This is a genomic window from Pseudonocardia humida, from assembly GCF_023898865.1.
GTDB classification, from domain to species: domain Bacteria; phylum Actinomycetota; class Actinomycetes; order Mycobacteriales; family Pseudonocardiaceae; genus Pseudonocardia; species Pseudonocardia humida.
In genome coordinates this window covers 1-11,716 of record NZ_JAGSOV010000109.1, presented here as the reverse complement: position 1 = coordinate 11,716, position 11,716 = coordinate 1, and the positions used below count along the sequence as shown (strand labels likewise).

12 protein-coding genes are annotated in these 11,716 nt (G+C 72.9%); 6 read left to right on the top strand and 6 right to left on the bottom strand.

Annotated elements, in window-relative coordinates; all coding sequences use genetic code 11:
* Nucleotides 1-225: 225 nt before the first annotated feature.
* The 3 genes from KDL28_RS39665 to KDL28_RS39655 form a co-directional block, all read right to left on the bottom strand.
* Nucleotides 226-453: a hypothetical protein gene (locus KDL28_RS39665; RefSeq protein WP_252446641.1), complete on the bottom strand. Its 228-nt coding sequence runs from the start codon at nucleotides 451-453 to the stop codon at nucleotides 226-228.
* A gap of 131 nt (nucleotides 454-584) precedes the next feature.
* Nucleotides 585-2,216, bottom strand: coding sequence for an efflux permease Rv1217c-related protein (locus KDL28_RS39660; RefSeq protein WP_252446640.1), 1,632 nt, complete (start codon nucleotides 2,214-2,216; stop codon nucleotides 585-587).
* On the bottom strand, nucleotides 2,213-3,175 hold the full coding sequence (locus KDL28_RS39655) for an ABC transporter ATP-binding protein (protein ID WP_252446639.1): 963 nt from the start codon (nucleotides 3,173-3,175) through the stop codon (nucleotides 2,213-2,215). Before KDL28_RS39655 ends, KDL28_RS39660 begins: the two co-directional genes overlap by 4 nt.
* 530 nt (nucleotides 3,176-3,705) lie before the next feature.
* Between KDL28_RS39655 and KDL28_RS39650 the strand changes: the two genes are divergently transcribed.
* Complete coding sequence (locus KDL28_RS39650; RefSeq protein WP_252446638.1) at nucleotides 3,706-4,641, top strand: slipin family protein; 936 nt, start codon at nucleotides 3,706-3,708, stop codon at nucleotides 4,639-4,641.
* Here the strand turns inward: KDL28_RS39650 and KDL28_RS39645 are convergent.
* Both KDL28_RS39645 and betT read right to left on the bottom strand, forming a co-directional pair.
* Nucleotides 4,621-4,806 carry a DUF1707 SHOCT-like domain-containing protein gene (locus KDL28_RS39645; RefSeq protein WP_252446637.1) on the bottom strand — a complete coding sequence of 62 codons (186 nt, stop codon included), beginning with the start codon at nucleotides 4,804-4,806 and terminating at the stop codon, nucleotides 4,621-4,623. The genes KDL28_RS39650 and KDL28_RS39645 overlap by 21 nt on opposite strands.
* A 219-nt stretch (nucleotides 4,807-5,025) precedes the next feature.
* Nucleotides 5,026-7,062: a choline BCCT transporter BetT gene (gene betT, locus KDL28_RS39640; protein WP_252446636.1), complete on the bottom strand. Its 2,037-nt coding sequence runs from the start codon at nucleotides 7,060-7,062 to the stop codon at nucleotides 5,026-5,028.
* A 400-nt stretch (nucleotides 7,063-7,462) separates the two neighbouring features.
* On the opposite strand from betT, the gene KDL28_RS39635 reads away from it, so the two are divergent.
* The 5 genes from KDL28_RS39635 (at nucleotide 7,463) to KDL28_RS39615 (ending at nucleotide 11,426) form a co-directional block, all read left to right on the top strand.
* Nucleotides 7,463-8,491 carry a DctP family TRAP transporter solute-binding subunit gene (locus KDL28_RS39635; protein ID WP_252446635.1) on the top strand — a complete coding sequence of 343 codons (1,029 nt, stop codon included), beginning with the start codon at nucleotides 7,463-7,465 and terminating at the stop codon, nucleotides 8,489-8,491.
* Nucleotides 8,491-9,165: a TRAP transporter small permease gene (locus KDL28_RS39630; RefSeq protein WP_252446634.1), complete on the top strand. Its 675-nt coding sequence runs from the start codon at nucleotides 8,491-8,493 to the stop codon at nucleotides 9,163-9,165. The genes KDL28_RS39635 and KDL28_RS39630 overlap by 1 nt, the downstream gene beginning before the upstream one ends.
* Entirely contained in the window at nucleotides 9,162-10,451 is a 1,290-nt protein-coding gene (locus tag KDL28_RS39625) for a TRAP transporter large permease (protein ID WP_252446633.1), read from the top strand. Before KDL28_RS39630 ends, KDL28_RS39625 begins: the two co-directional genes overlap by 4 nt.
* Before the next feature lie 257 nt (nucleotides 10,452-10,708).
* Nucleotides 10,709-11,065: a YbjQ family protein gene (locus tag KDL28_RS39620; RefSeq protein ID WP_252446632.1), complete on the top strand. Its 357-nt coding sequence runs from the start codon at nucleotides 10,709-10,711 to the stop codon at nucleotides 11,063-11,065.
* Nucleotides 11,058-11,426, top strand: a complete 369-nt coding sequence (locus KDL28_RS39615; protein WP_252446631.1) for a DUF1707 SHOCT-like domain-containing protein — start codon at nucleotides 11,058-11,060, stop codon at nucleotides 11,424-11,426. Before KDL28_RS39620 ends, KDL28_RS39615 begins: the two co-directional genes overlap by 8 nt.
* A gap of 91 nt (nucleotides 11,427-11,517) precedes the next feature.
* Here the strand turns inward: KDL28_RS39615 and KDL28_RS39610 are convergent.
* Nucleotides 11,518-11,716: hypothetical protein (locus KDL28_RS39610; protein ID WP_252446630.1), on the bottom strand; the 199-nt coding region annotated here is incomplete at its 5' end.

The window sequence follows — 11,716 nt, the reverse complement described above, 5'->3', positions numbered from 1 at the left end:
GCGTGATCCGTGGCCGAGCCGGGGGGCGAGGGAGCGGTGGCCGACGGGTTCGCCACGCCACGTGTCGCCCGGGTGCGCTCATCAGCAGGGCGGACGGGCTCCCAGCCGTCACGGCCCTGCGCGACCCGGCGACCGGTTGTCCTTCGACACGTCGGCCACCGCGACCCCGTTGTAGTGCATCGAGCGGGCCGCGGGCCAGGCGCGCGCGGTCCGCCGCGCGGTTCGTCAGGAGCTCGTCAGGTCACGGCGGCTCTGCTCGGCCAGCTCGACCGCCCGGCGCAGGCCGATCGCACCGGCCAGCAGCCGGGCGACGTCGGCCGCGGCCTGCGCGGCCACGTCCGCCGAGGGCCGTGGGGTCGCCGGTTCCGGCCGGTCGTGGGCACCGTGCGGGTCGGCAGCCGGGTCGGGCGTGGCCACGACCGGGAGCCGGGAGCCCTCCGTCGGATCGCTCACGCCGCAGTTGTACCCACGGTCCGCGGGACGCGCTGGCTGTCCGGGCCGCCGGCAGCTGACGATCACCTGAAGATCGGCCCGGTCGGCCCGGCCCGAGCCCGTCGGCGGGGACGGGTGGTCGAGGAGATCGCTCAATCGCCGCGGATGTCGCGCCGCTGGTACCCGAGCGCTGCGAGGACCGCGACACCGACCGCCACGACGGACATCGCCACCGCGGCGGGCACGTCCGGCGGAGCGGCGGGCACCGGGGCCAGGTGGGTGAAGGGGGACAGGGCCGCGACCCACGCCGGTGCGTCGACGCTGTCGGCCAGGACGGTGAGCAGGAACCCGCCTGCCGCGGGGACCATGCCGACGGCGACGACCGCACGCGGGGCCCATCCCAGCGCGAGCAGCGCGAAGGCGAGGCCGAGCGCGGTGATCGGCAGGGTGTTGGCCGCGCCGGCCGATGCGGCGCCGAGACCGAGCGGGGCCCCGGTGAGGGAGGTGCCGGCCCAGACGGCGACGCCGGCGGTGGCGGTGAGCGCCAGCGCGCCCCCCGCGGCGGTGCCGGCCTCGACGGCGAGCAGCCGCAGGCGGGTGATCGGCGCGCCGAGCAGCAGGTCGAGCCGGCGCGTGGTCTCGGCGTGGGCGAGGGCGGCGATCCGGGTCGCGGTGAAGCCGCCGAGCGGGACGGCGAGCAACGCGAACAGGGTCGCGGCGTAGCCCTGGACGGCGTCGAGCTCGAAGCCCGCCTGCCGAGCCAGGTCCGCGAACTGCGGGTTGTCCAGCAGGAACCGCGTCATCGACTCCGCGATCAGGCCGATCAGCAGGAAGAACGCGCCGATCCCGACCGCCCAGCCGGCCAGCGGGCGCAGCGTCGCGCGAACCGCGGACCCCGGTAGCGACCGGAGCAGAGCGGTGCGGGAGCGCCGCACGCGCGTGGGGCGGACGCCCCCGCGCACGTCGCGGCGCCCGGCCGTCCCGACGGCGACGACGAGGACGACGAGGGCGGCCGCGGCCAGCACGGCCAGCGGCAGCACCCGGTCGGTGTCGTAGGGCCGGGCCATGGCGACGAGCCCGAACGGTGAGAGCCACCCCAGCCAGCCCAGCGTCTCGACGCCGTCGGCGACCATGCGGGCCAGCAGGCCCGCCACGAGCACCGCCACCGCCGCGCCGGCCGCCGGGCCGCGGCTGGGCCACAGCTGCGCGGTGAGGCCACCGACTCCGACGAAGAACGCCCCGACCAGCGCGATCGACCCCCCATGGACGACCGCGCCGGTCGGGTCGGTGCCGGCCGCCAGCAGCGCGGCGGTGACCGCCGCCCCGACGACCAGCACGGCCGTGACGAGCACGGCCAGGTGCCGGGACACCGCGGCGGTGGCCGGGACCCGGCCGGCGAGCAGCAGGTCCCAGCGGCCGGTGTCCTCCTCGCCGCGCAGGACCCGCACCGCGGTGAGCGCCGCCCAGGTCCCGACGAGGACCGTGAGGACGGTCCCGAGCCGCCAGACCGTGAAGCCGCCGGCGTCGTCCAGGGCGACCGGGGCCCCGAACAGGGTGCGGATGGCCGGGTTCGCGGCGAGCGCGGTCAGCGACGCCGCTCCGCCGGGTGCGCCCGCGATGACCCCCTCGTAGGTCGCGACGACCACGGCGGACATCGCGCCGGCGACGACGGTCACGATCGTGGCTCCGCGTCGGACCTGGCGGACCGCGAGGCGGGTGACCGCCCGCCGGGGCCCCGTCGTCGCCGCGGGCGCGGCGACCAGCGGGGCGGTCGGCGCGATCACGGCGCGACCCGTGCGTCCTGGTCGCCGCCGTCCCGCGCGGAGTCGTAGTAGCCCAGGAAGACCTCCTCCAGGCCGGGCTCACGCAGCCGCAGCGACACGACGTCCGTCGGGGCGAGGGCGCGCAGCGCCGCGGCGGGCGCGCCGGTGAGGGTGAACCGCAACCGGGAGGTGCCGGCGGCACCGCCTGCGGGGACGTCGACCTGCAGGCCCTCGACGGCCGCGACGGAGCGGAGGTCGGGCACGGGACCGCGGACGATCGCGGTGACCTCGGTGCGGTGCAGCGCCCGCAGCTCGGCGACGTCGGCGACCTCGACCAGCCGCCCCGCCCGCAGGATCGCCACCCGGTCGCAGACGGCCTCGACCTCGGCGAGCTGGTGCGAGCTGAGGAACACGGTCTGCCCGCGGTCGCGGGCCGCGCGCACCACGGCCCGGAACTGCTGCTCCATCAGCGGGTCGAGCCCGCTGGTCGGCTCGTCGAGGACCAGCAGCGGGGCGCGGGTGGCGAACGCGGCGACCAGGGCGACCTTCTGCCGGTTGCCGCTGGAGTAGGCCCGTCCCGGTAGCGACGGGTCCAGCGCGAACCGTTCCACCAGCTCATCGCGGTAAGCCAGGTCGGTGCCCGGGCCGACCGCGGCGAGCAGCGCCAGGATCTCGGCGCCGGTGAGCCCGGGCCACAGCGCGACGTCGGCGGGTACGTAGGCGAGGTGGGCGTGCGCGGCGGCGACGTCCTGCGCCGGGACGTCGAAGACCACGGCCCGCCCGGCCGTGGGGCGGGCCAGCCCGAGCAGCAGCCGGATGGTGGTGGACTTGCCGGCGCCGTTCGGGCCGAGGAACCCGAACACCTGCCCCGCCGCCACCGACAGGTCGAGCCCGTCGAGTGCCAGCAGCCGCCCGTAGCGCTTGGTCAGGTTCTCGGTGCGCAGGGCGGGGACGTCGTGGTGGAGCGAGGGCACGGGCACGGGGGCCTCCGGTGGTCAGCACGGTTCGACGTGCCGACCAGGCTTCCCGGCGCTCCTGGGGCGGACTGTACGCCTATCGGGAGGGCACCGGAACGGCCGTCCGCCACGGAGCCGCTGCGGCTGCCTTCACCCTTCTCGGGGCGTCGATCGCCGTCGTGCTACCGACCGCACACGGACGCGGACCGTCGTGGGCCGTCCGACGGCGCGACGACCGGGTGCTCGGGGGTCCGAAGCGCTAAGGTGGGGGGCAGGGCGCGCCGGGAAGACTGGTCGGCACCAGTTGGCCGCTGCGCGAAGGGTTCCGCGATGACCGCGTCGTCCGTCCCCGCCCCCCACCATCCCGCCGTTCGTTCTTCCTCGAAGCGGTACGTCGTCGCCGGTACCGGAGACGATCCTGCCGGTGTCCTGGCGGGCGCTTCCCGCCCTGGGCACCACCACGCACGTGGTGGTCTCGCCGACCTCTGCTCCGCGCGACCGGGCACAGCCGGTCGGACCGAGTGCTCCACGTCGAATCGAAGGATGTGAGATCCGTGCTGACGACGATCCTGATCGCGCTCGTGGCGGTTGTCGTGCTGCTGGTGGCCAGCAGCTTGAGGATGGTGCAGCAGTACCAGCGGGGGGTGGTGCTGCGGTTCGGGCGGATGCTGCCCGAGGTCCGGCAGCCGGGGCTGCGGATCATGGTCCCGGTCGCCGACCGGATGGTGAAGGTCCCCATCCAGACGATCGTGCTGGATGTGCCACCGCAAGGGGTCATCACCAAGGACAACGTGACGCTCAGCGTCGACGCGGTGGTGTACTTCCGCGTCGTCGACCCGGTCAAGGCGGTGGTGAATGTCGAGAACTACCTCGGCGCCATCTCGCAGGTCGCCCGGACGTCGCTGCGTTCGGTCGTCGGCCGGGCGGACCTGGACACCTTGCTGTCCGACCGGGAGCAGGTCAACGCCGAGCTGCGGGCGGTGATCGACACGCCGACGGACGACTGGGGCGTCAGCGTCGACCGGGTCGAGGTCAAGGACATCGCCCTCCCCGAGGGCATGCGCCGCGCGATGGCGCACCAGGCCGAGGCCGAGCGGGACCGTCGAGCCCGGGTGATCGCCGCCGACGGGGAGTTCCAGGCGTCGACCCGCCTCGCCGACGCGGCGAGGGTGATGGGCGCCCCGTCGGGTGCGATGCAGCTGCGGCTGCTGCAGACCGTGAGCGAGGTGGCCTCCGAACACAACAGCACCTTGGTGGTGCCGTTGCCGATGGAGGTGATGCGCTTCTTCGAGCAGGCGACCGGCGGCACGGGCGGCGCGACGTCCGTGCCCGCGCCCCCCGCACCCGTGCCCTCCGTGCCTGCCCCCTCCGTACCCGCGCCCGAGCCGGGGGAGCCGCCGGCCCCCGTGGACGCCACGCCGGTGGGCCCGGAGCGGACCGACGGCGACAGGGCGGGCGCTGTCGCCGGCTCACCAGAGGTCGGGCGGTAGGTCGGTGGTCTGCTCCTCGAGCTGGCCGCGGGTGAGCGCCGCGTAGGCGGCCTGCACGCGCTCGTCGAACTCGACGATCGTGAGCCGCCCGTCCCGCAGGCCGCGTTCGAGGCGTCGGACGACGGCCTGTCGTTCCGCGTCCGAGACGCGCACGTCCCGTTGCATGCGTCCCTCCGTCCGTACCGGATCCCGCGATTGTCCCGCGCCGGAGCCGCCGCCCGCTGGACAGTGCGGGAACGAGGTCGCGGGACGTGTGCCGCGTCGCTCGGTGCCGGGCGCCGCGGTCCCGGGCCCGGTGGGTGGTGGGTGGTGGGGTGCTGCCGGCCGCCTGACGGAGCGCTCGTCGTCGCCCCGTCAGGCGCGTCCCGGTGAGCCCGGGCGGGCTCAGCCGCCGACCTGCTGGATCCGGACGAACTCCAGGTGCCGTTCGTACTGGTCGAGGATGTCGTCGGTCAGCTGCCCGTAGCTGTAGCCCATGACGTCGTAGTCCTGGCCGCCCTCGCGCAGGTGCACCTCGAGCCGGCAGTAGGTGTCGCCGCCCTTGGGGAACGCCGGGCTGTACACGGGGATCGGGACCTCCCGCGGCCGGATCCGGTACAGGAACGGGTGCTCCTCGCCCAGGTCGGCGGTCAGCTCGACGACCGTCGCGCCGGTCTCGTCCTGGTCCTTCGCGGCCCGCGCCTGCACCCCGCGCTCCTGCAGGTGCGCGGCCACCTCCTCCACCGCGGGCAGCGCCACCTCGTCGAGGAACTCCGCGGCGCGGTCGGGGCCGGGGAACGACATCGCCCGGTCCAGCCGCAGCCGCCAGCCCGCGGAGGCGGGGCGGTGGTCGCCGACCGCGCTGCGGCCCGAGATCGACGAGCGCAGCCCGTAGCGCTGGCTCTCCGCGTGCAGGGTCTCCAGCCGCAGCGCCTTGAACAGCCCGTACATGACCAGCACCAGCACGAACGCGAACGGCAGGCCCATGATGATGGTGGCGTTCTGCAGCGCGGGCACCCCGCCGACCGCCAGCATCCCGATGGTGAGCAGGCCGGTGGCCACCGCCCAGAAGATGCGCACCCAGGGGGCCCCGTCCGACTGCGGGGTCGGCAGGTGCGAGGTCAGGTTGGCCATCACCAGCGCGGCCGAGTCGGCCGAGGTCACGTAGAACAGCAGGCCGGTGAACGTGGCGACCGCGGCGACGAACGTGACCGCCGGGTACTGCGCGAGCAGCTGGTAGAAGCCCTGCGCGGGGTTGTCCACCGTGTTCTGCCCGAACTCGGCGTTGCCGTCGCGGATCACGTCGATGGCGCTGTTGCCGAAGATCGAGATCCACATCACGATGTAGGTGAACGGGATGATCAGCGTGCCGACCACGAACTCGCGGATGGTGCGTCCGCGGGAGATGCGGGCCAGGAACAGCCCGACGAACGACGCCCAGGCGATCCACCACGCCCAGAAGAACAGCGTCCAGGCGTTGAGCCACTCGACGGGCCGGTCGTAGGCGAACGTCTCCAGCGTCAGGCCCGGGAAGGAGCTGACGAAGTCGCCGACGTTCTGCACGAGCCCGTTGAGCAGGAACACGGTGTCGCCTGCGACCAGGAGGTAGAGCGCCAGCCCGATCGCGAGCAGCACGTTGAGCTGGGACAGCAGCTTGATCCCGCGGTCGACGCCGCTCACCGCGGACACGGTGGCGATGATGACCGCGACGGCCACCAGCCCGATCTGGGCGGCGGTGCCCTCGGGGATCCCGAAGAGGAAGTCGAGCCCGTAGTTCAGCAGGACCACGCCGATGCCGAGCGACGCGGCGACGCCGAAGATCGTGCCGAGCACGGCGGCGAGGTCGACGGCGTTGCCGAGCCCACCGTGGATGCGCTTGCCGAAGATCGGGTACAGCGCCGACCGGATGGCCAGGGGCAGGTTCCGCCGGTAGGCGAAGTACGCCAGCGCCATGCCCATCAGCGCGTACATGCCCCAGCCGCTGATCCCGTAGTGGAACAGCGTCCAGACGGTGGCCTCCTCGGCGGCCTGCAGGGTGCCGCCCTCGCCGCGCGGCGGGGTGAGGTACTGGGTGACCGGCTCGACGACCGCGAAGAACATCAGGTCGGTGCCGATGCCGGCGGCGAACAGCATCGAGGCCCACGCGAACGTGCTGAACTCCGGTCGGGAGTGCTCGGGCCCGAGCCGGGTCCGACCCAGGCGCGAGGCGCCCACCAGGACCACGAAGACGAGGATGACCGTGGACAGCAGGATGTAGAACCAGCCGAACCACTCCGACGTCCAGCCCACCACCGCCCCGATCGCGTCGGAGGCGGCGGTCGGCGTGGCGATCGCCCAGATCGCGACGGCGAGGGTGACCGCGGCGGAACCGTAGAAGACGACCGGTTTGATCCGCGCGCCGGGCCGTGCCTGCGTGGTCGGATCGGTACTGACCTCGCTCATCGCTCCCCCTTCGTCGTGGTGCCCGGACATCATGATCCGGCGGTGCGCATCATCGTCCACTTCGCCGCTCGGTGGCGAGTAGCAGCAGGCACGGCAGCACGAGCGGGGTGCGGATCAGCGCGAGCAGGGGCGGGCCCGGGTACGGGGTGGCGGGCACCTTCCGGGCAGTCGGCGACCCCGCGCATCGTCGAGCTCGTCCGGCGGCGCTGGCGCCGCCGAATGATCTAGTGGGTGTTCCGTCGCTCGATCGCATTGATGATCTGGGATCCGACGGTCGGGGGCAGACGCTTCCCAAGCGCGACGCGCTCCACGAGTATCCGCGTCAATTCGATGCACCGACGCATCGATCACTGCGGGGTTGGGGATGGCGATGGCGATGGGACGACAAGGGCGTCGGGCGATGCTCGCGGTGCTGGTGCTCGCCGGGGCGGTGGCCCTGGCCGGCTGCGGCGCGCGTGGAGCGGGCGCGGGCGGCGATGCGGCGGACGGCCAGACCTTCTCCATCAAGTTCTCGCACGTGGTGACCCCGGCGACGCCGAAGGGCCAGGCCGCGGAGAGGTTCAAGCAGGTCGTCGAGGAACGCTCCGGCGGCCGCATCACCGTCGAGATCTACCCGAACTCCGAGCTCTACGGCGACAAGGACGAGCTGCAGGCCCTGCAGTCGAACAGCGTCCAGGTCCTGGCCCCGGCCAGTGCCAAGTTCACCACCATCGCGCCCGCGCTGCAGGTGCTCGACCTGCCGTTCCTGTTCGACAGCGTCGAGGACATCCCCGAGGTCGTCTCGCCCGACTCCGCGGCGGGCAAGGCGATCTACGAGAGCGAGGCGCTCGCGGCCAACAACATCAAGGTCATGGGCCTGTGGGACAACGGCCTCAAGCAGCTCTCGTCCAACACCGAGATGCGCACCCCCGAGTCCCTGGCCGGTCTGAGCTTCCGCATCCAGCCCTCGGACGTGCTGCGCAGCCAGTTCGAGAGCTGGGGGGCGAGCGCGACCCCGCTCGCGTTCGCCGAGGTCTACAACGCCCTGCAGCAGGGCGTGGTCGACGGCCAGGAGAACCCGTACTCCAACATCGAGTCGCAGAACATGCACACGGTGCAGAGCCACATCACCGCGTCGGACCACGGCTACATCGGGTACGTGCTGGTGATCAACAACCAGTTCTTCGAGAGCCTGCCCGCCGACCTGCAGGCCGTCGTGCAGGAGTCCGCCGACGAGGCGAGCGCCTACAACCGCGAGGTCGCGGCCACGCTCAACGAGCAGGCCCGCACCACCATCGAGGAGGCGGGCACCACGACGATCCTCGAGCTCAGCCCCGAGGAGCGCCAGGCGTTCAAGGACCGCGTGGTGCCGTCGGTCTGGCAGCAGTACGCGGACGTACTCGGACCGGACCTGATCGACGCCCTGCTCGCCGAGCAGAACGCCAGGTAGTGCCCACCACGGACGGGGACGGCCCACCGGTCGTCCCCGTCGCCGGCATGGAGGTCCGCGTGCAGCGCTTCGACCGGGTGCTGACCCGGGTGGAGAACGTTCTGGCGGCCTCGGCCCTCGGCCTGGCCACGATCATCGCGGTGGGCGCGGTCCTGCTGCGCTACTTCTTCGGGATCTTCCTCTTCTGGTCCGAGGAAGCGATCATCTACCTGGTCATCTACTCGACGTTCCTCGGCGCGGTCATCACCCTGCGCCACGGTGAGCACGTCAACGTCGACATCTTCCGAGCCTTCCTGCGCGAGCGCGGCAAGCGCGCGGTGGGCGTGCTCGCCGCCGCCATCACCGTCGTCTACCTCGCGGCCGTCGGGGTCTTCGCCTGGCTGCTGCTGTTCGAGCCGTTCTCGACCTCCACCACCACACCTTCGCTCAAGCTGCCGCTGTGGGTGGTGGAGGCGGCCGTCCCCATCGGCTTCACGCTGATGCTCCTGCGCGCGCTGGAGATCCTCGTCCGGACCGCGCGCGGGATCGAGGCGTTCCCCGAAGCGGGCCGCTCCCTGCTGGAGGTCGAGGCGGACGTCGCCGGCGTCGAGGCGCGCGACATCGAGCGGACCCGGCGCGCGCCCGGCGACCCACCCGGCCCCCGAGCGGACGAGCCGGAAGGCGGCGACCGGTGACCGGGGCCTCGATCGCACTGGTCGTCATCCTGTTCGCCCTGCTGCTCTCCGCCACTCCGATCGCGGTGGCGCTGGGTCTGACGTCGTTCGTCTACTTCTTCTACTTCACCCTGATCCCGCTCACCCAGGTGCCGGAGCGGCTGTTCAACTCCCTGAACACGTTCCCGTTGATGGCGATCCCGTTCTTCGTGCTCGCCGCGAGCATCATGAGCCGCGGCGGGATCAGCCGGCGGCTGATCGCCGCGTGCAACGCGGTGGTCGGCCAGTTCCGCGGCGGGCTGGCGATGACCGGGGTGCTGTCGTGCATGTTCTTCGCCGCCATCTCCGGGTCCAGCCCGGCCACCGTCGTCGCCGTCGGCACCCTGATCATCCCGGCGATGGTGGCCAGTGGCTACGGCAAGCGGTTCTCCACCGGCCTGATCACGACGTCGGGTTCGCTGGGCATCCTCATCCCCCCGTCGATCCCGCTCATCGTGTACGGGATCGCGACCGAGGAGTCGATCGGCGACCTGTTCATCGCGGGCCTGCTCCCCGGCCTCGTCGCCGGACTCATGCTGCTCGGCCTGGTCCTCGTCGTGTCCCGCAGGCGCGGGTACGGCAGCGGCGCGCACGCCATCACGCTGACGAGGGCCGAGAGGATCCGGGCGGTCCGGGACGCGCTGCTGAGCCTCGCGCTGCCTGCGCTCGTGCTCGGCGGCATCTACGGCGGGATCTTCACCCCCACCGAAGCGGCGGCGATGGCCGTGTTCTACGCGGTGATCGTGTCGGTCTTCGTCTACCGGGAGCTGGACCTGCGCGCCCTCGGCGCAATCCTGCTCACGTCGGCGCGCACGTCGGCGATGATCATGTTCATCATCGCGAACGGGATCCTGTTCTCCTTCGTGCTCACCTCCGAGCGCATCCCGGGCGAGATCACCGAGCTGCTGCTGGGCTACGAGCTGAACAAGTGGACGTTCCTGCTGCTGGTCAACATCCTGCTGCTGGTGGCGGGCTGCTTCATGGAGACCTCCAGCGCGATCCTCATCCTGGCCCCGATCCTGCTGCCGATAGCCCTCGAGCTCGGGGTCGACCCGATCCACCTCGGCATCGTGATGGTGATGAACCTCGAGATCGGCATGGTGACCCCTCCGCTGGGCCTGAACCTGTTCGTGGCCAGCGGTATGTCGGGGATGAGCGTCCTGCAGGTGGCCAGGGCGGCGGTACCCACCGCGCTGGTGCTGCTCGCCGCGCTGTTCCTGGTGACCTACGTCCCGGCGATCTCGCTCGCGTTCCTCGGGGGCGGGTAGGGCGGGTGCGGGTCGGCAATGGGTGCTGGCCCCGATTGTCCTCGCGAGTTCCCCGGCGCACGCTGCCAGCGAGACGACCCGGACACCGCGATCCGGCTCCTCGTCAGGCGTCGCTGCCCTTGCCGGCGCAGCCGACGCCCGCCCGCCGCCGGTCGGGTGCGCCCCCTCCCACCCGACCGGCGGCACCTCGTGGACGCAGCGGCGATCCGGCGGGGGACCCGCGAACCTCGTCGTAGATCGGATCTACGCTGGCGCCCATGTCGCCCACCTCCGGTGCCGTCCATCCGTCGTTGCCCATCAGCACGACCTTCGAGGTCCCGGGCACCCGGGTGGTGGAGAGCAAGGGAGCCTGCTTCGGGCTCGTCGTCCGCAGCATCGGCGTGGTCAAGGGGTTCACCGGTGGCTGGCGGTCGATGTTCCGGGGCGAGGTGCCGCAGTACACCGAGCTCCTGGAGGACAGCCGCCGGCACGCGATCGACCGGATGCTGGACAACGCGCGGCTGCTCGGGGCCAACGCGATCGTGGGGATGCGGTTCGACTCCTCCGAGGTCGGCAGCGGCCTGACCGAGATCATCGCCTACGGCACCGCGGTGGTGGTCGAGTCCGATGGCTGACGCGGACGCCGCCGCGCCCACCGACGAGGAGCGGGAGCGGTTGGCCGGTGCGCTGCGCCGGCACGTGGCCGACGGGCGGCTCGATCTCGCGGAGTTCGAGGTGCGGGTGGCGCGGGTGTACGGGGCCGCGACGCGCGCCGCTGCCCGCGCCGCCCTCGACGGGTTGCCCCCGCTGGACGCGTCGCCGTCTCGTCCGGCCGCGCGGCGCAAGCGGACCCGGCACGGGGAGGCCGTCCGGATCGAGCCGCACTGGGTCGCCACCGGCGAGGTGTTCCGCGATCCGAGCAGCGGACGGGTCATGCGGGTCTGGGTGGACCCCACCGACGGTTCACGGCACTACGGCCAGGCCGACGGGCACTGATCGTCCTGGACGAGCCGGGTCGAGCAGCCACGCAGCTCGACCCTGTCGCCGTTCGCGTGCCGTGTCGGCGGTCCCTGCTCCGGCCGCGCCGTCAGTGCCAGGTCAGGACGGCGATGCCGTCGCCGGTGATCGGGGCCTTCGGGTTGCCGCCGGTGATCGTCACGCCGGTGAGGGTGGCCGCGGCGCTCGAGGAGCCCGCGCCGCCCCCGCCGCCGCCTCCGCCGCCGCCCTGGCCGCCCGCGCCGGCCGCGCCGCCCTGCACGCCGCCGCCTCCGCCGCCGCCCTCGCCG

What these genes read in the sequence shown, in the direction of transcription:
- KDL28_RS39645 (WP_252446637.1), bottom strand. Translation starts at nt 4,806, where the DNA reads ATGCAACGGGACGTGCGCGTCTCGGACGCGGAACGACAGGCCGTCGTC.
- betT (WP_252446636.1), bottom strand. Translation starts at nt 7,062, where the DNA reads ATGAGCGAGGTCAGTACCGATCCGACCACGCAGGCACGGCCCGGCGCG.
- KDL28_RS39635 (WP_252446635.1), top strand. Translation starts at nt 7,463, where the DNA reads ATGCTCGCGGTGCTGGTGCTCGCCGGGGCGGTGGCCCTGGCCGGCTGC.
- KDL28_RS39620 (WP_252446632.1), top strand. Translation starts at nt 10,709, where the DNA reads ATGTCGCCCACCTCCGGTGCCGTCCATCCGTCGTTGCCCATCAGCACG.
- KDL28_RS39615 (WP_252446631.1), top strand. Translation starts at nt 11,058, where the DNA reads ATGGCTGACGCGGACGCCGCCGCGCCCACCGACGAGGAGCGGGAGCGG.